The 24,859-nt window shown below is 73.7% G+C and carries 23 protein-coding genes; 7 read left to right on the top strand and 16 right to left on the bottom strand.

The genetic code is table 11. The annotated features are described in order from the left end of the window. Positions 1-10: 10 nt before the first annotated feature. Both ACZ434_RS23735 and ACZ434_RS23730 read right to left on the bottom strand, forming a co-directional pair. The gene (locus ACZ434_RS23735) at positions 11-1,699 is read right to left on the bottom strand and encodes a DUF885 domain-containing protein (RefSeq protein WP_468458988.1); all 1,689 of its coding nucleotides are present in this window, start codon (positions 1,697-1,699) and stop codon (positions 11-13) included. A gap of 32 nt (positions 1,700-1,731) precedes the next feature. Then, a complete protein-coding gene (locus ACZ434_RS23730; RefSeq protein WP_468458986.1) occupies positions 1,732-2,223 on the bottom strand; it encodes an Lrp/AsnC family transcriptional regulator in 492 nt (163 codons plus the stop codon). A 71-nt stretch (positions 2,224-2,294) separates the two neighbouring features. Between ACZ434_RS23730 and ACZ434_RS23725 the strand changes: the two genes are divergently transcribed. Next, positions 2,295-3,470 (top strand): trans-sulfuration enzyme family protein, encoded by a 1,176-nt coding sequence (locus tag ACZ434_RS23725; RefSeq protein WP_468458984.1) that lies wholly within the window; start codon positions 2,295-2,297, stop codon positions 3,468-3,470. 57 nt (positions 3,471-3,527) lie between these two features. Here ACZ434_RS23725 and ACZ434_RS23720 read toward each other — a convergent pair whose 3' ends face one another. The 3 genes from ACZ434_RS23720 to ACZ434_RS23710 form a co-directional block, all read right to left on the bottom strand. After that, positions 3,528-4,790: a GNAT family N-acetyltransferase gene (locus ACZ434_RS23720; RefSeq protein WP_468458982.1), complete on the bottom strand. Its 1,263-nt coding sequence runs from the start codon at positions 4,788-4,790 to the stop codon at positions 3,528-3,530. Positions 4,791-4,888: 98 nt separating this feature from the next. Further along, entirely contained in the window at positions 4,889-6,475 is a 1,587-nt protein-coding gene (locus ACZ434_RS23715; protein ID WP_468458980.1) for an alkaline phosphatase D family protein, read from the bottom strand. A 164-nt stretch (positions 6,476-6,639) separates the two neighbouring features. Beyond that, a complete protein-coding gene (locus ACZ434_RS23710; RefSeq protein WP_468458978.1) occupies positions 6,640-7,470 on the bottom strand; it encodes an alpha/beta fold hydrolase in 831 nt (276 codons plus the stop codon). A gap of 171 nt (positions 7,471-7,641) precedes the next feature. Between ACZ434_RS23710 and ACZ434_RS23705 the strand changes: the two genes are divergently transcribed. Together ACZ434_RS23705 and ACZ434_RS23700 are read left to right on the top strand one after the other, a co-directional pair. Continuing rightward, positions 7,642-8,529 (top strand): RNA polymerase sigma-70 factor, encoded by an 888-nt coding sequence (locus tag ACZ434_RS23705; RefSeq protein ID WP_468458976.1) that lies wholly within the window; start codon positions 7,642-7,644, stop codon positions 8,527-8,529. 166 nt (positions 8,530-8,695) lie between these two features. Then, entirely contained in the window at positions 8,696-9,457 is a 762-nt protein-coding gene (locus tag ACZ434_RS23700; RefSeq protein ID WP_468458974.1) for a GntR family transcriptional regulator, read from the top strand. A 337-nt stretch (positions 9,458-9,794) separates the two neighbouring features. On the opposite strand, the gene ACZ434_RS23695 is transcribed toward ACZ434_RS23700, so the two are convergent. The 3 genes from ACZ434_RS23695 to ACZ434_RS23685 all read right to left on the bottom strand — a co-directional run bounded on the left by ACZ434_RS23695 (position 9,795) and on the right by ACZ434_RS23685 (position 12,890). Then, entirely contained in the window at positions 9,795-10,952 is a 1,158-nt protein-coding gene (locus ACZ434_RS23695) for an ROK family transcriptional regulator (RefSeq protein WP_468458972.1), read from the bottom strand. Positions 10,953-11,058: 106 nt separating this feature from the next. Then, positions 11,059-11,721, bottom strand: a complete 663-nt coding sequence (locus tag ACZ434_RS23690) for a response regulator transcription factor (protein ID WP_468458970.1) — start codon at positions 11,719-11,721, stop codon at positions 11,059-11,061. A gap of 14 nt (positions 11,722-11,735) precedes the next feature. After that, a complete protein-coding gene (locus ACZ434_RS23685; RefSeq protein ID WP_468458968.1) occupies positions 11,736-12,890 on the bottom strand; it encodes a sensor histidine kinase in 1,155 nt (384 codons plus the stop codon). Between the two features lie 109 nt (positions 12,891-12,999). Here ACZ434_RS23685 and ACZ434_RS23680 point away from each other — a divergent pair, with 109 nt between their 5' ends. The 3 genes from ACZ434_RS23680 to ACZ434_RS23670 are packed head-to-tail and all read left to right on the top strand — an operon-like array spanning position 13,000 to position 15,145. Beyond that, positions 13,000-13,920: an ABC transporter ATP-binding protein gene (locus ACZ434_RS23680; RefSeq protein WP_468458966.1), complete on the top strand. Its 921-nt coding sequence runs from the start codon at positions 13,000-13,002 to the stop codon at positions 13,918-13,920. 2 nt (positions 13,921-13,922) lie between these two features. Beyond that, a complete protein-coding gene (locus tag ACZ434_RS23675; protein WP_468458964.1) occupies positions 13,923-14,648 on the top strand; it encodes an ABC transporter permease in 726 nt (241 codons plus the stop codon). Positions 14,649-14,704: 56 nt separating this feature from the next. Next, positions 14,705-15,145, top strand: a complete 441-nt coding sequence (locus ACZ434_RS23670; RefSeq protein ID WP_468458962.1) for a hypothetical protein — start codon at positions 14,705-14,707, stop codon at positions 15,143-15,145. A gap of 10 nt (positions 15,146-15,155) precedes the next feature. Here ACZ434_RS23670 and mug read toward each other — a convergent pair whose 3' ends face one another. From mug to ACZ434_RS23630, 8 genes are all read right to left on the bottom strand, one after another. After that, positions 15,156-15,704 (bottom strand): G/U mismatch-specific DNA glycosylase, encoded by a 549-nt coding sequence (gene mug / locus ACZ434_RS23665; RefSeq protein ID WP_468459155.1) that lies wholly within the window; start codon positions 15,702-15,704, stop codon positions 15,156-15,158. Further along, entirely contained in the window at positions 15,701-17,143 is a 1,443-nt protein-coding gene (purB, locus tag ACZ434_RS23660; protein WP_468458960.1) for an adenylosuccinate lyase, read from the bottom strand. The genes mug and purB overlap by 4 nt, the downstream gene beginning before the upstream one ends. 72 nt (positions 17,144-17,215) lie before the next feature. Further along, entirely contained in the window at positions 17,216-17,992 is a 777-nt protein-coding gene (locus tag ACZ434_RS23655) for an SGNH/GDSL hydrolase family protein (RefSeq protein WP_468458958.1), read from the bottom strand. Positions 17,993-18,050: 58 nt separating this feature from the next. After that, positions 18,051-19,064, bottom strand: a complete 1,014-nt coding sequence (locus ACZ434_RS23650; protein ID WP_468458956.1) for a hemolysin family protein — start codon at positions 19,062-19,064, stop codon at positions 18,051-18,053. Beyond that, entirely contained in the window at positions 19,061-20,428 is a 1,368-nt protein-coding gene (locus tag ACZ434_RS23645; RefSeq protein WP_468458954.1) for a hemolysin family protein, read from the bottom strand. The genes ACZ434_RS23650 and ACZ434_RS23645 overlap by 4 nt, the downstream gene beginning before the upstream one ends. Before the next feature lie 159 nt (positions 20,429-20,587). Further along, positions 20,588-21,013 carry a GNAT family N-acetyltransferase gene (locus ACZ434_RS23640; protein ID WP_468458952.1) on the bottom strand — a complete coding sequence of 142 codons (426 nt, stop codon included), beginning with the start codon at positions 21,011-21,013 and terminating at the stop codon, positions 20,588-20,590. 69 nt (positions 21,014-21,082) lie between these two features. Next, complete coding sequence (locus ACZ434_RS23635; RefSeq protein ID WP_468458950.1) at positions 21,083-23,650, bottom strand: ABC transporter permease; 2,568 nt, start codon at positions 23,648-23,650, stop codon at positions 21,083-21,085. A 4-nt stretch (positions 23,651-23,654) separates the two neighbouring features. Then, positions 23,655-24,446: an ABC transporter ATP-binding protein gene (locus ACZ434_RS23630; protein ID WP_468458948.1), complete on the bottom strand. Its 792-nt coding sequence runs from the start codon at positions 24,444-24,446 to the stop codon at positions 23,655-23,657. Positions 24,447-24,619: 173 nt separating this feature from the next. Here ACZ434_RS23630 and ACZ434_RS23625 point away from each other — a divergent pair, with 173 nt between their 5' ends. Next, the gene (locus ACZ434_RS23625) at positions 24,620-24,859 is read left to right on the top strand and encodes a toxin-antitoxin system HicB family antitoxin (RefSeq protein ID WP_468458946.1); all 240 of its coding nucleotides are present in this window, start codon (positions 24,620-24,622) and stop codon (positions 24,857-24,859) included.

Here is a 24,859-nt window from a genome sequence, read left to right as displayed (position 1 = left end):
CCGGCCCGGCTCACAGCGCCGACAGTTCGTCCACCAGGTCGTCCAGGCCCAGCGACCCCTGTGACAGCGCGGCCATGTGCCAGGCCTTGAGGTCGAAGGCGTCGCCGTGCCGCTCGCGGGCCTTCTCCCGGCCCAGCAGCCAGGCCCGCTCACCGAGCTTGTAGCCGATCGCCTGGCCCGGGATCGTCAGATAGCGCGTCAGCTCGCTCTCCACGAAGTCCGCCGGGCGGCTGCTGTGCGCCCCGAAGAACTCCTCGGCCAGCTCCGGCGTCCAGCGCTCACCCGGGTGGAACGGCGAGTCCGCCGGGATCTCCAGCTCGAGGTGCATGCCGATGTCGACGATGACCCGCGCCGCCCGCATCATCTGCGCGTCCAGGTAGCCCAGCCGCTCCTCCGCGTCCGCGAGGAAACCGAGCTCGTCCATCAGCCGCTCCGCGTACAGCGCCCAGCCCTCGGCGTTGGCGCTGACCCCGCCCACCGACGCCTGGTAGCGGGAGAGGTTCTCCGCCACGTGCACCCACTGCGCCAGCTGGAGGTGATGGCCGGGCACGCCCTCGTGGTACCAGGTGGAGACCAGGTCGTAGACCGGGAAGCGGGTCAGCCCCATCGTGGGCAGCCAGGTGCAGCCGGGCCGGGAGAAGTCCTCTGACGGGGGCGTGTAGTACGGCGCCGCCGCGCTGCCGGCCGGGGCGATCCGCGACTCCACCTTCCGCACCCGCTCGGCGAGGTCGAAGTGGGTGCCGTCCAGCGCCTCGATCGCCCGGTCCATCACGCCCTGGAGCCACACGCGGACCTCGTCCACGCCCTCGATGTGCCGCCCGTGCTCGTCCAGGTGCGCCAGCGCCACCCATGGCGTGCCGGCGCCGGGCAGGATCTTCTCGGCCTCCTTCTTCATCTCGCCGAGCAGCCGGTGGTACTCGGACCAGCCGTACGCGTACGCCTCGTCGAGGTCGAGGTCGGTGCCGTTGTAGTAGCGGGACCAGCGGGCGTAGCGCTCGCGGCCCACGGTGTCCGGCGCGCCCTCGATCGCCGGCGCGTACACGTCGCGCATCCAGTCCCGCAGCTCCACCACGGCCGCGGTCGCCGCCCGGGCGCCCTCGTCCAGCTCCGTGCGCAGAGCGTCGGGCCCGGTGGCCGCGAAGTCCTCGAACCAGCCGCGGCCCCCGCCCGTGTCCGCCCACTCGGTGAGCTGCCCGACGAACGTCCGGGTCGGGCGCGGAGCCGCGTACAGCTTGCGTTCCAGGCCGAGCGCCAGGGACTCCCGGTACCCCGCCAGCGCGGCGGGGACCGCCAGCAGCCGCTGCGCGATCGCCGCCCAGTCCTCCTCCGTCTCCGCCGGCGTCACGGTGAACACCTCGCGCACCGAATGCGCGACGGTGCCCAGGTTGCCGACCGCGCGCAGCCCCTCGTCGGCCTCGTGCACGGCCAGCTCCGCGGTCAGCCGCTCGCGCAGCAGACGGGCGCAGCGGCGTTCGATGTCGCTGTCCGCGCCCGGCCGGCGCTCGGCCTCGTCGAGCCGCGCGAGGGTGGCCCGGCCGAGGTCGGCGAGCGCCTCCTGTCCGGCGGGCGAGAGATCGGGCAGCCGGGAGGAACTCTCCTTCACCCCCAGGTACGTTCCGGTGATCGGGTCGAGGGCGATGAGCTCGTCGACGTAGGCGTCGGCGACCTGACGGGGGAGGGCGCTGTTGGTCTGTGACATGCGGACCATCCTGGTATGCGGTCCGCCGCACGTCACCCCGATTGTGCCGAGGGCGAAGGCGGCAGCATCGGACCGCAGTCCCACCGCTGGAAGATCAGCCGGGTCTCCACCCGGGCCACCTCCCGCTGCGACGTGAACTCGTCGAGCACCAGCCGCTGCAGGTCCGCCATGTCCGCGACCGCCACATGCACCAGATAGTCGTCGGGGCCGGTCAGATGGAACACGGTCAGCGACTCCGGCAGCGCCCTGATCCGCTCCACGAACGGCCCCACCAGTTCCCGCCGGTGCGGCCTGACCTGCACCGACAGCAGTGCCTGGAGACCGCGGCCCAGCTTGGCCGGATCCAGTTCCAGGCGGTGCCCGAGAATCACGCCGGAGCGGCGCAGACGGGCCACCCGGTCCAGACAGGTCGACGGCGCGACCCCGACCTGCGCGGCGAGGTCCCGGTAGGTCGCCCGGGCGTCGTTCTGCAACAGCCGCAGCAGATGAAGATCCACCGGATCCAGTACGACAGTTTCGGCCACGCGCCGAACGTAGCACGGCGGCCCGCTCCGGGAGCCCGTCCGGTGTTCACCCTCCCGGTATGGACATGGGCATGGAAACGCGACGCACCACCAGAGCACTCGCCACCGAGGCCGTGCACGCCGGCCGGGACGATCTCGCCGGACTCGGGCTGCACGCCCCGCCGATCGACCTGTCCACCACCTACCCCTCGTACGACAGCAGGGCCGAGGCCGCCCGTATCGACGCCTTCGCCACCACCGGCGCCGAACCGGACGGGCCGCCCGTCTACGGGCGGCTCGGCAACCCCACCGTCGCCCGCTTCGAGACCGCGCTGGCCCGGCTGGAGGGCACCGAGTCGGCGGTCGCGTTCGCCAGCGGCATGGCCGCGCTCAGCGCCGCCCTGCTGGTCCGCGGCTCCATGGGGCTGCGGCACGTCGTCGCCGTGCGGCCCCTGTACGGGTGCAGCGACCATCTGCTGACCGCCGGACTGCTCGGCTCCGAGGTGACCTGGACCGACCCGGCCGGGGTCGCCGACGCGCTCCGCCCGGACACCGGCCTGGTGCTGGTGGAGTCCCCGGCCAACCCCACCCTCGCCGAGATCGACCTGCGGGCCGTCGCCCACGCCTGCGGCTCCGTGCCGCTGCTCGTCGACAACACCTTCGCCACCCCGGTCCTCCAGCGCCCGGCCGAGCACGGGGCGCGCCTGGTCCTGCACAGCGCGACCAAGTACCTCGGCGGTCACGGGGACGTCCTGGCGGGTGTGGTGGCCTGCGACGAGGAGTTCGCCGGACAGCTGCGCCAGGTGCGGTTCGCCACCGGCGGCGTGCTGCATCCACTGGCCGGCTATCTGCTGCTGCGGGGCCTGTCGACCCTGCCGGTGCGCGTACGGGCAGCGTCCGCGAACGCCGCGGAACTCGCCGCCCGGCTCGCCGCCGACCCGCGCGTCAGCCGGGTGCACTACCCGGGCATCGGCGGGGCGATGGTCTCCTTCGAGGTGCTTGGCGACCCGCACGAGGTGATCGCCGGCGTACGGCTGATCACCCCGGCGGTGAGCCTCGGCAGCGTGGACTCCCTCATCCAGCACCCGGCGTCCATCAGCCACCGCATCGTCGACGCAGGCGACCGCAGGGACGCCGGGGTCGGCGACCGGCTGCTGCGGCTCTCCGTCGGCCTGGAGGACGTCGAGGACCTGTGGGCCGACCTGGACGCCGCGCTGGGGGAGCGGACCGGGACGCCCGACCGCGCGGAGGCGCTGGCCCAGGGCTGAGGCACCGCGCGGGGAGCGGCCCGGCGACCGCCGGGCCGTTCCCCGCGCGCGCACGTCCTACGACCGGCCGATCCGCTCCCCCGACTCCCGCGCGTGGTGCGCGCGTACGGCGTCCAGGCGGGCGGTGATCACCAGGGTGCCCTCCTCGATCTGGTAGTCGAGCGGCAGGCCGAGCCCGCGCATCGCGGCGACCATGCCGGTGTTGGACGCCTGCGTCACGGCGTACACCCGGGCGCAGCCCGCCTCGGCGGCCATCGACACCAGCCGTGCGAGGAGCTGCGCGCCGATGCCGCGGCGCTGCCAGGCGTCCTCCACGATCAGCGCGACCTCGGTCTCGTCGCCGTCCCACAGCAGGTGGCCGAGGGCGACGACGCGGCCCGAGGCGGTCTGCGCGGCGAGCGTCCGCCCGAAGCGCGGGCTGAGCAGATGGTTCAGATAGCGGTCCGCGTCACCGACCGGACCGTGGTAGCGCCTGCGCAGGGTCTCGGTGGAGCAGCGTTCGTGCATCGCCCGCGCGGCGGCCAGATCGCCGGTGTCCGCCCGGCGCACGGTGACGTCACTGCCCTCCGGCAGCGTCAGCACATCACGGCCGCGCGGGATGCGCGGACCGAGCCGGGCGTCCAGCTCCACCAGCGCCCGGGCGCGGGCGAACTCGGTGGGGGTGAACGGCAGATGCGGCCGCTCCACGGTGAGTACCCCGCCCTCCGGGTCGCGCAGCCGGATCACGGTGCCCTCCAGCGAACCCTCCGCCGGTACGGTCACGTCCGCCGCCGGGCCGGCCACCGGTACGGCGGGCCGTGAGCCGATCGTGCACCGCCCGAGCAACTGGCGCAGTGCCAGCGGCAGTTCGGCGGCGTCCGCGGCGGTGCGGGCGGCCAGTCCCAGCACCCGGGTCGGGGCGTCCACCAGGTCGTGGGCGTCGGCGCGCTCGGTCCAGGTGTCCGTGCCCCCGGCGCGTGACACCGCACCGCTCAGGTCCGTTCCCGCAGGCGCCCGCAGCAGGAACTCGTCCACGGTGTCCTCGCCCAGCGGATGCGTCTGGAGGCTCAGGATGTCCACCCGCCGCTCGGCCAGCGCCGTGCAGAGCGCGGCCAGCGCGCCCGGTGCGTCCTTCACCGTCGTCCGCATCCGCCACAGCTCGCTCTCCCCGGCCGCGGCGGGAGGCGGCGGGGCATCGCCGGTATCGCGTACCGGGGGTGCGTGGCCGTGGCGGCGTACCCACCATGCGTGGAACGCCGCCGTGCACCGCGTCGCGAGTCCGGCCGGGGCCGGGCGGCCGTGCGCGGGGCCGCCGTTCGGGGTGTTCGTCACTTCAGACATGTCTCGACTCATACAGCCACTGTGAAGGAATCGTGTTTCGTGATCACGAACATGCCGTGACTGACGAGTAAAGGCGCACTTCTGTCTGATGTGCTGCGTTACTGGCCGACCAGGCCCGGCTGCAGCGTCTTCGTGAACAGCACCGTGCCGTCCTGCTCCCGCATCCGCACCGTCAACTCGCCGCTGTCACCGTCGATGTCGACCTCGCCGAAGAACTGGTAACCCCCGGCCGGGGAGACGTTCGAGACGCTCGGCGCCTTCACCCACACCCGCTCGGGACCGAAGGTGCCGTCCAGCGCGACGGCGGGGAAGGCACCCGCGTTCAGCGGTCCCGAGACGAACTCCCAGAACGGCTCGAAGTCACCGAACGCGGCCTGCGCGGGCCGGTAGTGCTGCGCCGAGGTGTGGTGCACGTCCGCCGTCAGCCACACGGTGCCGGTGATCCGCCGGTGCTTGACGAACCGCAGCAGCTCCGCGATCTGCAGTTCCCGGCCCAGCGGCGCACCCGGGTCGCCCTGTGCCACCGCCTCCACGTGCGGTCGGCCCTCGGTCGTGTCCGGCACGACCAGGCCGATCGGCATGTCGGCGGCGATCACCTTCCACACCGCCCGCGACCGCGCCAGCTCCCGCTTGAGCCAGTCCAGTTGCTCCCGTCCGAGGATGCCTTGCGGGTCCACGCGCTGGTCACCGGTGGAGTTGGCGCCCCGGTACGTCCGCATGTCCAGCACGAACACGTCGAGCAGCGGCCCCTGCCGCAGCACCCGGTACACCCGGCCCTCCCGGGCGCCCGGCCGCAGTGCCGACATCGGGAAGTACTCGCTGAACGCGCGCCGCGCGCGGGCCGCCAGGACGTCGACGCTCTTCTCGGTGTAGCGCGTGTCGGTGTCCGCGATCCGCTGGCCGGGGTACCAGTTGTTGCGCACCTCGTGGTCGTCCCACTGCACGATCGACGGCACCCGGGCGTTGAACCGGCGCAGGTTCTCGTCGAGCAGGTTGTAGCGGAAGTTCCCCCGGAACTCGGCGAGGGTCTCGGCGACCTTGGACTTCTCCTCGGTGGTGATGTTGCGCCAGACGCCGCCATCCGGAAGGGCGGCGGTCGCCGCGACCGGCCCGTCGGCGTACACGGTGTCGCCGCTGAAGAGGAAGAAGTCGGGGTCGAGCCGGGCCATCGCGTCGAAGATGCGGTAGCCGCCGAGGTCGGGGTTGATGCCCCAGCCCTGACCGGCGAGATCGCCCGACCACAGGAACCGCACACCGTCGCGCCGCCGGGCCGGCGCCGTACGGAAGGTGCCGGTCACCGGTTCACCGCCGCGGCGCGGGTCGTCGGGGTCGGCGAGCAGCACCCGGTAGTGGATCCGCTCGCCCGGCGGCAGCCCGCGCAGCCGGGTGGTGCCGGTGAAGTCGGTGCCCGGGCCGAGCAGCGGGCCGCGCCATCTGCGTGCGCGCCGGAACGACTCCGTCGCCGAGGTCTCGACGATCATCCGGGCGGGACGGTCCGACCGCACCCACACCAGCCCCGAGTCGTGGGTCACGTCGCCCGTCTGCACCCCCCAGGCGGCTTCCGGGCGTCCGGAGCGGGCGAAGGCGGGCGCCGTGCCGAGCGCGGTGGGCAGGGACAGGGCCGCCGAGGCCGCGAGCGAGCCGCGCAGTACGGCGCGACGGCCTGGGAACGGACGGTGGGACATGGATGCGCCTCCCGGGACTGGATCCGGCCAGTGTGCGCTGCCACACCTACGCGGTCGGCGCGGCGCGCAGACCAACCCCGGGTGAACAGCCGATCGCGAGGGCGGGGGAGGGCGCGCCCGGCAGGCAGCCGTGACGCACCCCGCGCGCTCGCCGCGCGGGCCGCTCAGCGGCTGCCGTCGAGGACGACGCGGGCGACCAGCGCCGGGTCGTCGTTCATCGGTACGTGGCCGCAGCCCGGCAGCCGGATCAGCCGCGCCCGGGGGATGGTCCGCTTCGCGCGGACGCCCTGCCGGGGGAGGAGCAGCCGGTCACGGGTGCCCCACGCGACGGTCACGGGAATGCCGGGCACGTCGTCGGTGAACCGTACGGTGGTGCCCGCGCGGAGCGTCTCGGTGAAGGCGGTCGCTCCGGCGAGCGCGAGCGTCTCGGCGACCACGGCCTCCGGCGAACGGCGGCCGGGACGGGCGTAGATGGTGCTGGTCAGCGCGGCCCGGCCGGCCGCGGAACGGGCGAGGCGCTCGACCAGCGGCAGCGGCATCCGCTCGGCGACCCCGCGCATGCCGAGCAGCACGGCGAACGCGTACCGCCGCTCGGCCTGGGTCCAGAAACCCGCGGGCGACAGGGCGGTGACGGACCGTACGAGCCGCTCGCGGCCGAGTTCCAGGGCCAGCAGACCGCCGAGCGAGTTGCCGGCGACATGCGGCCGGTCCAGCTCCAGCGTCTCGCACAGGGCACCGAGGGCGGCGTTCATGGTCGGCAGGTCGTGGGCGAGGCCGTCCGGCAGCGACGGGGAGGCGCCGAATCCGGGCAGGTCCACGGCGATCACCTCGCGTTCGGTCGCCAGGATGTCCACCACCGGGTCCCAGGCCTGGCGGTGGTGGCCGATGCCGTGCAGCAGGAGCAGCGGTTCGCCGCGTCCCACGCGCGCGTAGGACAGGGTCACGGGCTGCGGGCCGAGGGGAGAGGTGACCTTGAAGGAGACGGTCGCGGACATGAGGGTGCTCCTCGTCTGGGACTCGCGGAAACGGACGCCGCCTGACGCCGTAGACAGCTTGTCAGCAATTGCTACCAGCCGGTAGCCCCCGGTTCCCGGCCGGGCCCCGCACCGCCCGCGGCCCGCCGGCGCCGCCTGGACACGGTCACACGGGTCGGCTGGGATGGTGCCGTGAACGCCGACACCGTGACCGACGTCTTCGAGGAACACCGTCCCGTTCTCCTCGGGGTGGCCTACCGCATGCTGGGCCGGGTGGCCGACGCGGAGGACGTGGTCCAGGACGCGTGGCTGCGCTGGTCGGGCGGCGACCGGTCCGCGGTGCGCGAGCCGCGCGGCTACCTGGTGCGCGTCACCACCCGCCTCGCCGTCGACCGGCTGCGCCAGATCAAGGCGCGCGGCGAGACCTACGTCGGCCCCTGGCTGCCCGAACCGTACGCCACCGACTTCGGCGACACCGTCCCGGACACCGCCGAGCGGGCCGTACTCGCCGACTCCGTCTCGCTGGCCGTGCTCGTCGTCATGGAGTCCCTCTCGCCGCTGGAACGCGCGGTCTTCGTCCTGCGCGAGGCGTTCGGCTATCCGTACGCCGACATCGCCTCCCTGCTCGACCGCGGCGAACCGGCGGTGCGCCAACTCGCCGGCCGCGCCCGCCGGCACGTCGAGGAGCGGCGCCCGCGCTACGAGGTCGATCCCGCCCGGCGCCGTGACCTCACCGAGCGCTTCCTGGCCGCGGCGGCCGGCGGCGACCTGGCGGGGCTGATGGAACTGCTCGCGCCGGACGTACGGCTGGTCGGCGACAGCGGCGGCAAGTCGCGTGCCCCGCTGCGGGTCCTGGAGGGCGCCGACCACGTGGGGCGCTTCCTGCACGGAGTGGCCGGCAAGGGGGAGCGGGACATGACCGTGCGCTTCCTGGAACTCAACGCCGGCCCCGCCCTCCTCGTCCTGTCCGGCGGCGAACCCGACTCCGTCGTCCAGCTCGGCGTCACCGCGGGACGCGTCCAGACGGTGTACATCATCCGCAACCCCGACAAGCTCCGCGCGCTCCCCGCCGTCCCGTAGGAGCGCCCCCCCCGAAGGGGCCCCCGGTGCGACCGGGGGCCCCTTCGTCGTGCCGATTGGTATTGACCAAGGGTGAGGGCCGCCTTATCGTCGCAGAGAAGTGAAACAACCTTTAATAAACAAGGGCGCTAAAACGCCGCCGGACACGGCGATCGTGGAGGACAGGGTGGGGACCACGCAGCTGGAAACGGTGCCGGAACCGAAGTACTGGCATCTCAGGACCGTGCTCAGCGAGGCGCTGGACTCGGAGTTCTCGGTGGGCGAGATCCTGCCCAACGAGCGCGACCTGGCCGCCCGCTTCGGCGTCGCCCGCGCCACGCTCCGGCAGGCCCTGGAGCAGCTCGAGCTGGAAGGAAGGCTGCAGCGCCGCCGCGGCGTGGGCACCACCGTCGCCCCGCCCCGCGTGGGCGTCTCCGTCGGCACGGCCCAGCACGCCTGGCCGGGCGGACCGCTGGACGCGTGGCAGACCCTCGACTGCGCCCTGGAGGTGCCACAGGCCGCCGTCGCCGAGACCCTGGTGACCGGCGGCGAGGAGCCCGTGCACGTCGTGCGGCGCTCCCGCGTGTCCCACGGCCAGCCCGTCGCCGCCGAACTGCTGTACGTCTCGGCGGACTCGGTGCCCGCCCTGCCCGGCATCGACGTGCCGTCCGGCGCGCAGCGCGCGCGTGCGGTGCTGCGCGAACTGCAGCGCCTGGAGCTGGAACGGCAGGAGAACGCCGTCGAGCTGGGCTCCGCCCGCGCGGACGACGCCCGTGAGCTGGACCGGCTGCCGGGCGCCCCCGTCCTCGTCGTCACCACGCGCTACATCGCCCGCGGCCGCACGGCGGCGCTCTCCGTGGCGACGTACCGCGCGGACACCTGCCGGCTGACGTTCGGCGACTCCGGCGGCGTGCAGATCCACCACGGCCCGGAACGCCGGGCCTCCTGATCCGAGCGCCACACGCCGTCCGCGCGGGGGAGGGACGTGGCCCCCACGCGGGTTCACACCCCGGCGGTGACGTGCCGGTCCTGGCGGCAGCGCGGTCGATGACATGCGCGCCCGGTCGGGCGGGACGCGTACGCGGGGGAACCCGGGAAGCGCCACCCGGGCCTGTCCCGGGGACCGTGCCGGAGGCGCGGGTCATCGGTACGCCCCCGCACGCGGCCCCGCCCGACCGGTGAACCCCTCGCATCGAGACCCCTTGTGCAGCCGAGTGCGCCGGACACCGCTCGTCCGCGCTCACAGCGCACCGTCGCACCCTCCGGCCCGGGCCGCCGGACGGCGGCTAGCGGCGCGCCGTCACCGAGCCCTCCACGGCGAACAGTTGCTCCTCCACATGGTCGAGGGCGAGGCGTACCGCGCCCGTGGCGACCGCCGCCTCGCCCAGGAGCGACAGGGACACCTTCGGCGGACGCAGGCAGTAGCGGGCCAGTTCGCCGCGCAGCGGCTCCAGTACACCGTCCAGGCCGGCCGCCCAGCCGCCGATCACGACCAGTTCCGGGTCCAGGGCCAGTACCAATGCCGCCACGTCGTGGACCAGCCGGCGGATGAAGCGGTCCATGGCCGCGAGTGCCCGTTTGTCGCCCTCGCGCGCCTGGGCGAACACCGCGGCGACCGCCTGCTCGTCGAGCGGGTGCAGCGGCTCGTCCGTCGTCGACAGCAGGGTCTCCGGGGTCGCCTCCCGGCCCAGCAGATGCAGCGCCCCGATCTCCCCGGCCGCCCCGCCGTACCCCCGGTGCAGGCGCCCGCCGATCAGTGAACCGGCGCCCGGACTCAGCCCGGCCAGGACGAACACCACGTCGTCGGTGCCCTGCGCGGCGCCCTTCCAGTGCTCGGCGACGACGGCCGCGTTGGCGTCGTTCTCCACCAGCACCGGGCACTTGAAGGAGCGGCTCAGCCGCTCCCCGAGGCTCAGCCCCGTCCAGCCGGGCAGCGCCGTGCCCAGCCGCACGGTGCCGTCCGCCTCGACGATCCCGGGGGTGCCCACGCCCACGGCCCGCAGGGAGCCGCGCGGGACACCGGCCCGTCGCAGCAGCTCCTCGACGGCCGAGCGCAGCCGCTCCAGCCGCTCGTCCGCGTCGACCGTCTCGTCGGCCTCCCGCGCCTCGGCGCCGATCACCCGGCCGTCCAGATCGGCCAGCAGCGCGGCCACCCGGTGCACGCCGATCTCCAGCCCGAGCAGATGCCCGGCCTCCGCCCGGAACCGGAACCGCCGGGCCGGCCGGCCCTGCCGCCGCGCGGTGCCCTCCTCGGCCGCCGTCTCCACGACGAGCCCCGCCTCGATGAGCCCTTCCACGACGCCCTCGACGGTCGGCCGGGACAGCCCCGTGACCCGCGAGACCTCGGTCAGCGTCGCGCAGTCCGTGGCCCGCAACGCGTGCAGCACCACCGCGGAGTTGATCCTTCGCAGCAGCGAGGGGTCCCCGCCGGTCAGCCGACCCACCGTCCGTCCTCCCAGCTCGTGCGCATGTTGGGCGGATCGTACTCGGCGCGGCGGACCCCGGCGACCTCCGGGCGGCGGCGCCCGCGCCCCGCCCCGCCGGCCGGGCTCATCCCGGCGCCACGAAGCCCGACTCGTAGGCCGCGATCACCGCCTGGGTCCGGTCCCGCGCCCCCAGTTTCGCCAGCACGGCGCTCACATGGGACTTCACGGTCTCCGTCCCCACCACGAGCCGGGCGGCGATCTCCGCGTTGGTCAGGCCCCGGGCCATCAGCCGCAGCACCTCCCCCTCGCGTTCGGTCAGCCGCGCCCGCTCCAGCACCGCCCGCGCGGCCCGGTTGCCGCCGTCCTCGCCGTACTCGGCCGCGAGACGGCGCACCGAGGCGGGGAACAACAGCGACTCGCCCTCGGCGACCAGCCGCACCGCGTGCACGATCTCCGCCGGCCGCGCCCGCTTCAGCAGGAACCCGTCGGCGCCCGCGCGCAGCGCCCCGTACACGTACTCGTCGTTCTCGAACGTCGTCACGACGAGGATCTTCGGCGGCTCCGCGACCGACCGCAGCAGCGCGCGCGTGGCCTCGATCCCGTCCAGCAGCGGCATGCGCACGTCCATGGCGACCACGTCCGGCCGCAGTCGCCGCACCAGCGGAATCACCGCCGCCCCGTCGGCCGCCTCCCCGACGACCTCGATGTCCGGCTGCGCCTCCAACACCGCCCGCAGACCCGCGCGTACAAGAGGTTCGTCATCCACGAGGAGCACGGTCACCGGCATTCGGCCAGCCTAGGTCAGCCCAGCGGCAGCTCCGCCCGCACCTGCCAGTCGCCCTCGTCGGGCCCCGCCCACGCGCGGCCGCCCAGGAGCGCGGCGCGTTCACGGATGCCGCGCAGTCCGGTGCCGCGCCCGGGGCCGGTCCCGTCCTCCGGCAGCGGGTTGCGGACGTCCAGGAGGAGCGTGCCGCCGGCGACGCCGATCCGGACGCGCACGGGGACCGCGCCCGCGTGCCGCAGCGCGTTCGTCAGCGACTCCTGAAGGATGCGGTACCCCTCGCGGGACACAGGGCCCGGCACCGTCTCCAGCGGGCCCGTCACCTCCGCGTCGACCTTCGCCCCCGACGCGCGGGCGGACTCCAGCAGCCGGTCGGCGTCCACGAGCGCCGGACGGCTGCCCACGGGCCGCTCCGCCGCGCGCAGCACCCCCAGCACCCGCTCCAGATCCTCCAGCGCCGCCCGGCCCGTCTCCTCGATGGCGCCCAGCGCCCGGTCCGTGAAGGCCGGATCACCCGCCGCCCGCGCGGCGCCGGCCTGCAGGACGGCGACGGTCAGCGCGTGACCGATGGAGTCGTGCAGCTCCCGCGCGATGCGGGTGCGCTCCAGCAACTGCTCCGTCCTCGCCTCCAGCGCGGCCAGGCGTTCCGCGGGGGCGGGGCCGAGCAGCCGGCGCGCCGCCGCGGTGGCGAAATCGCCGAGCCCTACGAGCAACGGCGCCATCACGAGCAGCGGGAACGGCACCAGCAGGGCGTACGCCCAGTGCGGCTGCACCTCCTCCAGCACGGGCACGCCCTCGGGCGTGCCCCCCGCGGCGACCTCGCCCAGGGAGTACGCCACGAGCGGCGGCCAGACCGTGGCGTACCCCACCAGGACCATCAACACCATCCGTACGGCCAGCCACAGCACCGTCCGCAGCCGGTCCCGCGCTGTCGCCGACGGCTTCTGGGAGATCTCCGGTTCCTGCTCACCGGGCGTCAGCATCAGCCGGGCCTGGATGCCCTCCACCCTGCGCACCGAGGGGACAAGGCCCAGCGGGAGCAACACGAGCGCGGGTACCCATGGTGCCGACGGATAGATGAATATCCATACGCTGAACGGCAGCCAGGCCACCCACAGGTGGAGCAGGCGCGAGTACGTCGCCCCCCGCAGAAGCGGACGCAGGATGCGGGTCATCCCCACAGGGTGTCAGGGCCCGCGGACATCCGGCCTCCCCCGCGCGGGGGAGCCGCTCGCCCCGCCCGGGGGATGTCATACCCCCGGTCCGACGGCCAGGCTGACCCACATGACCAGCATCGACGTCCAGGACCTCACCAAGGAGTACGGCACCCGCCGAGCCGTCGACCACCTCACCTTCCGCGTCCGGCCCGGCCGCGTCACCGGCTTCCTCGGCCCCAACGGCGCCGGGAAGTCCACCACCATGCGCCTGCTGCTCGGCCTCGACCACCCGACGTCGGGCTCGGCGACCGTCGGCGGACGCGCCTACGCCACCCTCACCCAACCCCTGCGCCACGTAGGCGCCCTGCTCGACGCGCAGGCCGCCCACGGCTCCCGCACCGGCCGGAACCATCTGCGCGTCCTCGCGGCGAGCCACCGGATCCCGGACCGCCGGGTCGACGAGGTGCTGGAGGAGACCGGCCTCGGGCCGGTGGCGCGCCACCGGGTGCGGACGTACTCCCTGGGCATGCGCCAGCGGCTCGGCATCGCCGCCGCACTCCTCGGCGACCCGGAGGTGATCGTCCTCGACGAGCCGTCCAACGGCCTCGATCCGGAAGGCATCGTGTGGATCCGCACCCTGCTGCGCCGGCTGGCCGACGAGGGACGCACCGTGCTGGTCTCCAGCCATCTGATGAACGAGACCGCCTCGTTCGCCGACCACCTCGTCGTCCTCGGCCGCGGCCGGCTGCTGGCCGACACCCCGATGCGGGAGTTCATCGACGCGCGTGTCCGGCCCGCCGTCCGGATCCGCACCTCCGACGCCACCGCCCTGAAGGGCGCCCTCGCGCGGCACGGCCACGACGCCGTCGAGCACCCGGACGGCCACTGGACCGTGCCGGACGCGCGCGTGGACGACATCGGGCGCCTCGCGTCCGCGGCGGGCGTGCCGATCCTTGAACTCACCGCCGACGCGGGAACACTGGAGCAGGCCTACCTGGACCTGACCGCAGCCGAGACCGAGTTCGCCGCATCGCACCAGGAGGCCTGACCATGCAGTTCGCACCCGTGCTCCACGCCGAGTGGCTGAAGATCCGCACCGTTCGCTCGCTCCCGGGCGCGCTGCTCGCCCTGTTCGCCGTGACCACGGCGTTCTCCGCGATCGCCGGAGTGGACGGTGCCTCGGACCCGGACTTCGACCCGCTGTTCACGGCCCTGTCCGGGGTGCTCCCGGGGCAGATCGCCGCGATCGCCTTCGGCGCCATGGCCGTATCGGCGGAGTACCACAACGGAGCGCTCAGGGTCTCGCTGGGCGCGGTCCCGCAACGGGGGCGCTGGTTCGCCGCGAAGGTCACGGCGATCGCCGTTCCCGCCCTGCTCGCCGGGCTGACGACCGGCCTGGCCGCCCTTCTCGTCGCGCGGGCGGGGCTCGGCGACGCGGCGAGCGGCCTCACCGCGGCGGAGCAGATCCGCGGTGTGCTCGGCTGTGGCGTCTACCTGACCCTCATGGCGCTGTTCGCGGCCGGCCTCACCACCCTGCTGCGCAGCGGAGTCGCCACCCTCTCCATCCTGATCCCGTTCATCCTGGTGGTCTCCTTCGTGATCGGCGACGCGGCGGGCACCGCCACCGAGTTCCTGCCCGACCGGGCCGGAACGGCGGTGCTGAGGCACACCCCCGAGGGAATGCTGGGCCCGTGGACGGGACTTGCCGTGGCCGCACTGTGGACGGCCGCCGCCCTGCTGGCCGGTGCGCGGAGCCTGCGCCGCAGGGACGCCTGACGGGGCGGCGGGCTGACGCACCGCCAAGTGTCAGTGGCGGCGGGTTTACTGGACCCATGAACATCGCACGGCACATCGCCCTCGTCGACGAGCTGTGCTTCCGCCCCTTCCCGGCGGAGCACGGCCCGTCGGACGTCGGCTTCGGGGCACCCGGTCACCATGTGGCGGTACTGGAGAGCGGCCCGGGCCCGAGCGACGGCGACCCGGCCGACCGGGCGGTCGCGGTGGACGAGTACGAGAAGGGCCGCGACGCCGTTTACGAGGTGCTGGCCTCCCGCTGGGGGGACGTCAGCCCCTTCAATCTGCGCACGGTGCTGCTGCGCACCGAGCGGGAGGAGATACCCGAGCCGTGGGCCGGGCTGTGCGCCCGCGCGGAGGTGGCGTGGCTGTGGGAGGTCCCGGGTACCGGACGCTGGGTCGCGGTGGCGGTCGCGGACCGGGACCCGGGCGACGAGCTCCGGCTGCTGGCGGTGGTCACGGAGACCGCCCCGCCCTGACCACCGGCCGTCACCGGTCCGCCGCGGCCTCCCGCAGCCGGCCGAACTCCTCCGCCAGCGCGGCCGGCGTCCAGTGCGCGTTCAGCCCGCTGGGATTGGGCAGCACCCACACCCGGGTCTCGCCGATGGTGCGCGCCTGCGGACCCACGCGGGCCGTGCGGTCGTCGAACGCCGCGCGGTACGCGGTGACGCCCAGCACGGCCAGCCACTGCGGACGCAGCCGGGCCACCTTCACGGCGAGCAGCCGCCCGCCCTCCCGGTACTCCTCGGCGCTCAGCTCGTCCGCCCGCGCGGTCGCCCGCGCCACCACATTGGTGATGCCGAGCCCGTACGACAGCAGCTCCCGCTGCTCCGCGGGCAGCAGCAGCCTCGGCGTGAAGCCGGAGCGGTGCAGGGCCGGCCAGAAGCGGTTGCCGGGGCGGGCGAAGTGGTGGCCGGTCGCCGCCGTCATCAGACCCGGGTTGATGCCGCAGAACAGCACCCGCAGGCCGTCCGCGGCCACGTCCGGTACGAGGCGGTCGCGGGCGGCCTCCAGTTCCTCCTGGGTGAAGCGCCTCAGAGGATCGCCCCGGGGGTGTAACCGGCGGCCTCCGGGCGCTGCTTCACGATCTCGTCGATACGGCCGACGACGGCGCCGACCTGGCCGCTCGCGGCGCCCGTGAAGGACAGCTTGTCCGCCATCAGCGCCTCCAGCTCGCCCCGGCCCAGGGGCAGCCGCTCGTCGGCGGCGAGCTTGTCGAGGAGGTCGTTGCGCTCGGCCCCGCGCTCGCGCATGGCCAGGGCCGTGGCGACCGCGTTCTCCTTGATCGCCTCGTGCGCCACCTCACGGCCGACGCCCGCGCGCACCGCCCCCATCAGCACCTTGGTGGTGGCGAGGAACGGCAGGTAGCGGTCCAGCTCCCGGGCGACGACCGCCGGGAAGGCGCCGAACTCGTCGAGCACCGTCAGGAACGTCTCCAGCAGGCCGTCGAGCGCGAAGAACGCGTCCGGCAGCGCGACCCGGCGCACCACCGAGCAGGACACGTCGCCCTCGTTCCACTGGTCGCCGGCCAGCTCGCCGGTCATGGAGGCGTAGCCGCGCAGGATCACCATCAGCCCGTTGACGCGCTCGCAGGACCGGGTGTTCATCTTGTGGGGCATCGCGGACGAGCCGACCTGGCCCGGCTTGAAGCCCTCGGTGACCAGCTCGTGCCCGGCCATCAGCCGGATCGTCCTCGCCAGCGACGACGGCGCGGCGGCCAGCTGCACCAGCGCGGTGACGACCTCGTAGTCCAGCGAGCGCGGGTAGACCTGGCCCACGCTCGTGAACGCCTGCGAGAAGCCCAGGTGCCCGGCGATCCGCCGCTCCAGTTCCGCCAGCCGCTCCGCGTCCCCGCCGAGCAGGTCCAGCATGTCCTGCGCGGTGCCGACCGGGCCCTTGATGCCGCGCAGCGGGTAGCGGCCCAGCAGCTCCTCCACCCGGCCGTACGCGACGAGCAGCTCGTCGGCGGCGGTCGCGAACCGCTTGCCGAGGGTGGTGGCCTGCGCGGCCACGTTGTGCGAGCGGCCGGCCATGACGAGCTCGCCGTACTCACCGGCCAGCCGGCCCAGGCGGGCCAGCACGGCCACCGTACGGTCGCGCATCAGCTCCAGGGAGAGCCGGATCTGAAGCTGCTCGACGTTCTCGGTGAGGTCGCGGGAGGTCATGCCCTTGTGCACGTGCTCGTGCCCGGCGAGGTCGTTGAACTCCTCGATCCGCGCCTTCACATCGTGCCGGGTGACCTTCTCGCGCTCGGCGATCGAGGCGAGGTCGACGGTGTCGAGGACACGCTCGTAGTCGGTGATCGCCGCGTCGGGCACCTCGATCCCGAGGTCCTTCTGGGCCCGCAGCACGGCGAGCCAGAGCTGCCGCTCCAGCCTCACCTTCTGCTCGGGCGACCAGAGCGTGGCGAGCTCGGCGGAGGCGTAGCGTCCGGCGAGGACGTTCGGGATACGGGGCTTGGCGGGCGCAGCAGTCACGTACAGGGAGTCTACTGGCGATTCCTGCAGGCCGGCGCCACGGGGTGACTTGGAGGAAGCCACAGGACGCCGCTACAGGGCCTCGTACGGCAGCAGCTCGGGCCGCTTCGGCGGCAGGCCGTCGCCCGAGGAACGGCCGGTGAGCCGGCGGCCGATCCACGGCAGCAGGTGCTGCCGGGCGAACCGGGCGTCCGCGACCCGCCGGGCCGCCCAGCGCGGAGGGAGCGTCGCCTCCGGGGGCAGATGCCACTCGGGGTCCTCCGGCGGGTAGCCCAGGGTCTGCCACACCGCCTCGGCGACCCTGCGGTGCCCGTCGGCGGTCAGGTGCAGCCGGTCCACGTCCCACAGCCGGGGATCGCCGAGCGAGGGCGCACCGTAGAGGTCGACGACCAGCGCTCCGTGCCGTGCCGCGAGCTCGTCGACACAGGCGAACAGCGCTTCCATGCGCGGCCGGAACCGCTCCAGGACCGGCCCCTGGCGGCCGGGACTGCGCATCAGCACCAGCTGCTTGCACCGGGGGGCCAGCCGCTCCACCGCCTCGGTCAGCAGGTCCCGCACCTGTGTCATGTCGCACTTGGGCCGCAGGGTGTCGTTGAGCCCGCCGACCAGGGTGACCACATCGGCCCCCATGGCCGCGGCGACCTCCACCTGCTCGTCGACGATCTGCCGGATCAGCTTCCCGCGCACCGCGAGGTTGGCGTACCGGAAGCCGGGAGCGGCGGCCGCCATCCGCCCGGCGAGGAGATCCGCCCAGCCGCGGTAGGTGCCGTCGGGGAGCAGGTCGGACATGCCCTCGGTGAAGGAGTCGCCCAGGGCGACGAGGCTGCTGTGGGTGGGGTTCGTCTGCATGGCGACAGAGATGGTATCCCCTGGCACATACCCAGCGGTCGGTCGGGTTCGCCGCCGCTCAGGCCCGCTGCCCGAACAGCTCCTGCAGCACGTCCTCCATCGTCACCAGGCCCGCCAGCCGCCCGTCCGCCCCGAGGACGGCCGCCAGATGCGTACGGCTGCCGCGCATCGCGGTGAGCACGTCGTCCATCGGCGTGCCCTCCCGAACCCGGGCGATGGGCCGCATCTCCGCCGGGCGGAACGGCATGTCGCGCGGTGAGGCGTCCAGTGCGTCCTTCACATGCAGATAGCCGACGATCCGCCGCTGCTCGTCCACCACCGGGAACCGGGAGAACCCGGTCTGCGCCGACAGCCGCTCCAGGCCCTCCGGGGTGACGCCCACGCGCGCGTAGACCACCCGCTTCAGCGGCAGCACGACGTCCCGCACCGGCCGCCGGCCCAGCTCCAGCGCGTCGTGCAGCCGCTCCCGCGCGCGGTCGTCGATCAGGCCGGCCTCGCCGGAGTCCTTCACGATCTGGGCCAGCTCGGCGTCCGAGAAGGACGCCACCACCTCGTCGCGCGTCTCGACCCGCAGCAGCCGCAGCAGCGTGTTGGCGAACGCGTTGATCGTGAAGATCACCGGGCGCAGCGCACGGGAGAGCGCCACCAGCGGCGGACCCAGCAGCAGCGAACTGCGCACCGGCTCGGCGAGCGCGATGTTCTTCGGCACCATCTCGCCGAACAGCATGTGCAGATAGGTCGCGAGCGTCAGCGCGATCACGAACGACACGGCGTGCCCGGCGCCGTCGGGCACACCCACCGCGTGGAACACCGGTTCGAGCAGGTGGGCGATCGCCGGCTCGGCGACGACGCCGAGGACCAGCGTGCACAGGGTGATGCCGAGCTGCGCGGCCGCCATCAGCGCCGACACGTGCTCCAGACCCCACAGCACGCTCTTGGCGCGCCGGTCGCCCCGGTCCGCGTACGGCTCGATCTGGCTGCGGCGCACCGAGATCAGGGCGAACTCGGCGCCCACGAAGAAGGCGTTGACGACCAGCGTCGCCAGACCGATCAGCAGCTGTACGACGGTCATCGACGCGCCCCCTTGTCGTCCGTGGTCCCCGCCGTCCGCGGCGGTGCGGCGGGCCGGTCACCGGCCGGCGCGTGCAGCAGGACGCGTGCCGCGCGGCGTCCGGTGGCGTCCACCACCTCCAGCCGCCAGCCCGCCGTCTCCAGGGTGTCGCCGGCGTCGGGGATCCGGCCCAGCCGGGCGGCCACCAGCCCGGCGAGGGTCTCATAGGGCCCCTCCGGCGCGCGCAGGCCGACCCGGGCGAGCTGGTCCACGCGCGCGGCGCCGTCGGCCGAGAACAGCGCGCGCCCGTCCTCGTCGGTGCCGGCCCGGGCCAGCTCGGGGGTCTCGTGCGGGTCGTGCTCGTCCCGCACGTCGCCGACGACCTCCTCGACGATGTCCTCCAGGGTGGCCACTCCCGCCGTGCCGCCGTACTCGTCGATCACCACGGCCATGGTGCGCCGTCCGGACAGCCGGTCCAGCAGCCGGTCGACGGTGAGCGATCCGGGGACCAGCAGCGGTTCACGCATCAGCTCCGACACCGGGACCCGGGCGCGGCGCTCCGCCGGCAGCGCCAGTACGTCCTTCACGTGCGCGGTGCCGACGACGGCGTCGAGGGTCTCGCGGTAGACGGGGAACCGGGACAGCCCCGTCGCCCGGGTCACGTTCGCCACGTCCTCGCAGGTCGCCTGCACCTCCAGGGCGATGACCTGGACGCGCGGGGTCATCACGTTCTCCGCGGTGAGGTCCGCGAGGTTCAGCGTGCGGACGAACAGCTCGGCGGTGTCCGGCTCCAGCACGCCCTCCTTGGCGGAGTGCCGGGCGAGCGCCGCCAGTTCCTGGGGCCCGCGCGCGGACTCCAGTTCCTCGGCCGGCTCGAGGCCGAGCCGGCGCACCATGCGGTTGGCCGCGTTGTTCAGATGGGTGATGAACGGGCGGAAGGCGGTGCTGAACCACCGCTGCGCGTTGCCGACCCGCTTGGCCACGGCCAGCGGCGAGGAGATCGCCCAGTTCTTCGGCACCAGCTCGCCGACCACCATCAGGAACACGGTCGACAGGGCCGTGCCGATCACCAGTGCCAGGGAGCGCGCCATGGAACCGGAGACACCGATGTCCTGAAGGGGTCCCGAGATCAGCGCCGCGATCGACGGCTCCGCGAGCATGCCGATCACCAGGTTGGTGACCGTGATGCCGAGCTGCGCGCCGGAGAGCTGGAAGGTCAGGCTCCGTACGGCCTTGAGCGCGCCCGCCGCGCCCCGCTCGCCGCGCTCGACGGCCCGTTCGAGCTCGCTCCGCTCCACGGTGGTGAGGGAGAACTCGGCCGCGACGAACGCCCCACAGGCGAGCGAGAGCAGGATCGCCGCCAGAAGAAGGAGCACTTCGGTCATCGGGTCACCTCAGTCCCATGGTCGGACAGGAAGGGAACAGACGCGCGATGTCGCGGACCGGGAGGCTCGCCCATGGGCGGACGCACACAACCTTTCATGGAGGACCGAGTGGCCCCCCAAGAGTAAAGGATCAGCAAAAGATGGCCGTCGTGCGGTGGATCAGCCGGTCAGCGGCTTCACCCAGCGCCGCCACCGCTCCTCCGGCGCGTACCCCGCGGCGCCCCACGCGTGGTGCGCGGTCTCGTTGCGCCGGAGCACCATGGCGTCCGCGCGGCGCCCGCCGAGCCGTACGAACCTCTCCTCGGCGGCGGCCAGCAGCGCGGCGCCGATGCCCCGCCGGCGCAGGTCCGGGTGGACCGCGAGACGGTACAGATGGCAGCGCCAGCCGTCGAAGCCCGCGATCACCGTGCCGGCGAGCTCGCCGCCGTCCTCGGCGAGGATCAGCGCCCCCGGATCGCGCGCGATCAGCCGCTCCACACCGGCCCGGTCGTCGCTGATGCTCGTGCCTTCGGCGGCCACCTTCCAAAAGCCCAGTACACGGTCGAGGTCCTTGGGCCCGGCGGCCCGTATGCGCGGCTCGTTCATGCGCCGATCCCAGCACGCGGGGGAGCGGCCGGCGGGGAATTCCACGATCCGGACCGGCCGCCGTGCGGCTCACTCGTGCGCGATGGCCTCCAGCACGTTCATCCGCGACGCCCGCAGCGCCGGCAGCAGGGCCGCCGCGACACCCACCACGGCCGCCCCGATCACCACCGCCGCGATGGTGCCCCACGGGATGGCGAGAGCCGTCATGCCCTCCAGGGCCAGGACCTGCTGGACGCACAGCCCCCACACCAGCCCCAGCACGAGCCCCAGGAACGCGCCGAACACCGCGATCACCACCGACTCCAGCCGGATCATCCGCCGCAGCTGCCGCCGGGACAGACCGATCGCCCGCAGCAGCCCGATCTCACGCGTGCGCTCGACCACCGACAGCGCCAGGGTGTTGACCACGCCCAGCACCGCGATGACGATCGCCAGCCCGAGCAGGGCGTAGACGAGGTACAGCAGGACGGCGATCTGCTCGTGCACCAGCTCCTTGTAGTCGGCCTGGTCACGGGCCTGCACCTGCGGGTACGGATCGAGCGCCGCGTCCAGCCGGTCGCGCAGTTCGTCCACGCCCGTGCCGTCGGCCGCGTTGACGTACAGGGCGGAGTCCTGCCCGCCCGGCACGTACTCCTCGACGGTCGCGATGCCGAAGACCAGCCCGCCCTGCATCCCGAAGCCCTCGCCGCCCTCGACGTCGGTGAGGGCGGCCACCGTCAGCTCGGTGCTCCTGCCGCCGGGGAACTCGACCGGGACCGTGGTTCCCACGCGTACGTCGTGCTCCTCGGCGAACCCGGCGTCCATGGCGATGTTGCCGTCCGCGAGGGCCGCCGCCGTGTCGCCGCTCGTGTACGTCACACGCGCGACGTCGTCGACGCGGTCGTCGTACCCGGCCGCGGTGGTCTCGATCCGCTCGCCGTCCGGCAGGCGCACCGCCACCGGGGCGAAGCGCTGCCGCACGACCAGCCCCACCCCGTCGGTCTCCCGCACCCGTTCGGTGATCTCCCCGGGGAACGGCATGAAGTTGGCGTTCTGGATCACGAAGTCGGCCCCGAGCGTCCTGTCGATCTGCTCGTCGAACGAGCGGGACATCGAGGCGCTGGCCACCGACATCCCACCTACCAGGGCGAGCCCCACCATCAGCGCGGCCGCCGTGGCGCCGGTACGGCGCGGATTGCGCAGGGCGTTGCGCTGGCTCATCCGGCCGACGGATCCGAACAGCGCGGGAAAGGCCGCGCCCAGCACCCGGATCACCGGCCGCACCAGCAGCGGACCCGCGACGACGGTCGCGATCAGGGTGAGGACGACCCCGAGCCCCAGCAGCGAGGCCGCCGAGGAGGTGTCGCCGGCGAGGACACAGCCCGCCAGCGCCGCCGCACCGAGCACGCCCACCACGGATCCCACCACCGCGCGGGCGCGCAGCGGGCGCCCGACACCGGCGATGTCGGCGTCGGCCAGCGCGGCCATCGGCGACACGCCCGCCGCGCGGCGGGCCGGGAGATACGCCGCGAGGAAGGTGACGCCCACGCCGACGGCGTACGCCGTGACGGGCGTGGCCCAGCCGACGACCATCTCCGTCGTCTTCAGATTCATGCCGATCGCGCTCATCAGCCGGATCAGACCGAAGGCGAGCCCGATGCCCGCGGCCAGACCCACCGTCGACCCGACCAGACCGAGCAGCACCGCCTCGGTGAGCACCGACCGCCGCACCTGCCGCCGGTCCGCGCCGAGCGCACGGAGCAGACCGAGTTCCCGGGTCCGCTGGGCGATCAGCATCGAGAAGGTGTTGACGATCAGGAACACGCCCACGAGCACGGCGATCCCGGCGAATCCGAGCATGACCCACTTGATCACGTCGAGGAACCCGCCGAGCTCCTCGGCGGCCGTCTCCGCCGTCTCGCCGGCCGTCCGCACCTCATAGGCGCCGGCCCCCAGCTCCGCGGTGACGCGCTGCTTCAGCTGCTCGTCGGAGACGCCCGGCGCGGCGGTGAGCGAGACGGTGGTCGCCCGGTCGGCGTCGCCCAGCAGCTCGGCCGCGGCGATCCGGGGGTCGAGGAAGACCAGGGCCGCGCCCGGGTTGGTGGTGGTGAACGTCGCGATGCCGACGACCTCCACCCGGAAGGTGCCCGGCTGGGCCTGCACGGACAGGGTGTCGCCGATCTCCACGTCCTTGGCCTCGGCGGTGTCCGCGTCCAGGACCGCCTCGCCGCCTCCGCGCGGGGCGCGGCCGGAGGTCAGTTCCACCACGCTGCGCTCGGTGACGTGCCAGTCCACCGCGAGGGTGGGCGCGCCCGTGGTCGGTCCGACCGGCTCGTTGTCGGCGTCGACGACCATGAGGTTGTCGACCTCGACGTCGGAGTGGGCCGACTCGACACCCTCCAGCCGCGACAGCTGCCCGGCCAGCGCGGCCGGCAGGGTCTGCACCGCCCCGGTCGGCACGGCCGACTCCAGGTCCTCCCGGGGCGCCACGGTGACGTCGGCGGAGGTGGAGGCGAACAGCCGGTCGAAGGTGCGGGAGACCGTGTCGGAGAAGATCAGGCTGCCCGCGACGAACGCCACGGAGAGCACGACGGCCAGGGCGGACAGCAGCATCCGCCCCTTGTGTGCGAGAAAGCTCCTCAGTGTCGCCCTCAGCACGGTGTCAGTCCTTCCCGGGCGCGCGGGTGACGTCGAAGCGCTTCATCCGTTCCAGCACCGATTCCGCCGTGGGCTGCCGCATCTCGTCCACGATCCTGCCGTCCGCGAGGAAGAGCACCAGGTCGGAGTGGGCGGCGGCGCCCGGGTCGTGGGTGACCATGACGACCGTCTGGTCCAGCCGGTCCACGGCCTCGCGCAGGAAGCCCAGCACCTCCAGACCGGCCCGCGAGTCGAGGTTGCCGGTCGGCTCGTCCGCGAAGATCAGTTCCGGCCGGGAGGCCAGCGCCCGCGCGCAGGCCACCCGCTGCTGCTGGCCGCCGGACAGCTGAGCGGGCCGGTGCCCGAGCCGGTCGCGCAGCCCCAGCGTGTCGATGACCTGGTCCAGCCACTTCTCGTCGGGCTTCCGGCCCGCGATGTCCATGGGCAGGGTGATGTTCTCGCGCGCGTTCAGGGTCGGGACGAGGTTGAACGACTGGAACATGAACCCGATCCGGTCCCGCCTCAGCCGGGTCAGTTCCCGGTCCTTCAGCCCCGTGATCTCGGTGTCGCCCAGCCACACCTGGCCGGCCGAAACGGTGTCCAGACCCGCCAGGCAGTGCATGAGCGTGGACTTCCCGGAGCCCGAGGGACCCATGACCGCGGTGAACCGTCCGCGCGCGATGTCCACGTCCACCGAGTCCAGGGCCAGCACGGTCGTCTCGCCGGAGCCGTACGCCTTGGTCAGGCCGCGGGCGCGGGCCGCGAACCCGTCGCCCGGCGCGACGCCGGGGGCGTGCTCCGCAGCAGATGTGGACAAGGCCGCCTCCTCCGTATGGGCGTACGGTCGTGCTGTCGCGCCGAGGGTAGTGTGACGGGCCCCACAGCGGATATCCCCCGTGAGTCGGGCTCCCCGGGCCGGTGTAAGGGGCACATTTCCTGCCCGGCCGGCCGCACTTGCCGCAGCTAGCGTCCTGGCGCTAGCTTCGAGGTATGGCGAAGACCCAGCTGAACGTCCGCGTGGACGAGGGCACCGCCCGCGCGGCGCGGGAGCGTGCCCTGGAGCGCGGGATGAGCGTCAACCGCTACATCGAGGAACTGGTCCGGCAGGACACCGGCGAGGCGGGCCGCGCGTTCGTGGAGGCCGCCGCCGACTTCATGAAGCAGTACGAGAGCGTCTTCGCCGAGGAGTTCGGCAAGGACCGCGAAGGCGCGCGCGAAGGTCGCCACTGA

The organism is Streptomyces sp. NPDC030893 (assembly GCF_055571535.1).
Note: the sequence above shows the minus strand (reverse complement) of the source record. Positions and strands in the feature narration are given on the sequence as shown.

Excerpts from the sequence above, each read along its gene's own strand:
- ACZ434_RS23735 (WP_468458988.1), bottom strand. The coding sequence starts at position 1,699 with ATGTCACAGACCAACAGCGCCCTCCCCCGTCAGGTCGCCGACGCCTAC.
- ACZ434_RS23725 (WP_468458984.1), top strand. The coding sequence starts at position 2,295 with ATGGAAACGCGACGCACCACCAGAGCACTCGCCACCGAGGCCGTGCAC.
- ACZ434_RS23720 (WP_468458982.1), bottom strand. The coding sequence starts at position 4,790 with ATGTCTGAAGTGACGAACACCCCGAACGGCGGCCCCGCGCACGGCCGC.
- ACZ434_RS23715 (WP_468458980.1), bottom strand. The coding sequence starts at position 6,475 with ATGTCCCACCGTCCGTTCCCAGGCCGTCGCGCCGTACTGCGCGGCTCG.
- ACZ434_RS23710 (WP_468458978.1), bottom strand. The coding sequence starts at position 7,470 with ATGTCCGCGACCGTCTCCTTCAAGGTCACCTCTCCCCTCGGCCCGCAG.
- ACZ434_RS23690 (WP_468458970.1), bottom strand. The coding sequence starts at position 11,721 with ATGCCGGTGACCGTGCTCCTCGTGGATGACGAACCTCTTGTACGCGCG.
- ACZ434_RS23685 (WP_468458968.1), bottom strand. The coding sequence starts at position 12,890 with ATGACCCGCATCCTGCGTCCGCTTCTGCGGGGGGCGACGTACTCGCGC.
- ACZ434_RS23680 (WP_468458966.1), top strand. The coding sequence starts at position 13,000 with ATGACCAGCATCGACGTCCAGGACCTCACCAAGGAGTACGGCACCCGC.
- ACZ434_RS23675 (WP_468458964.1), top strand. The coding sequence starts at position 13,923 with ATGCAGTTCGCACCCGTGCTCCACGCCGAGTGGCTGAAGATCCGCACC.
- ACZ434_RS23670 (WP_468458962.1), top strand. The coding sequence starts at position 14,705 with ATGAACATCGCACGGCACATCGCCCTCGTCGACGAGCTGTGCTTCCGC.
- ACZ434_RS23655 (WP_468458958.1), bottom strand. The coding sequence starts at position 17,992 with ATGCAGACGAACCCCACCCACAGCAGCCTCGTCGCCCTGGGCGACTCC.
- ACZ434_RS23650 (WP_468458956.1), bottom strand. The coding sequence starts at position 19,064 with ATGACCGTCGTACAGCTGCTGATCGGTCTGGCGACGCTGGTCGTCAAC.
- ACZ434_RS23645 (WP_468458954.1), bottom strand. The coding sequence starts at position 20,428 with ATGACCGAAGTGCTCCTTCTTCTGGCGGCGATCCTGCTCTCGCTCGCC.
- ACZ434_RS23640 (WP_468458952.1), bottom strand. The coding sequence starts at position 21,013 with ATGAACGAGCCGCGCATACGGGCCGCCGGGCCCAAGGACCTCGACCGT.
- ACZ434_RS23625 (WP_468458946.1), top strand. The coding sequence starts at position 24,620 with ATGGCGAAGACCCAGCTGAACGTCCGCGTGGACGAGGGCACCGCCCGC.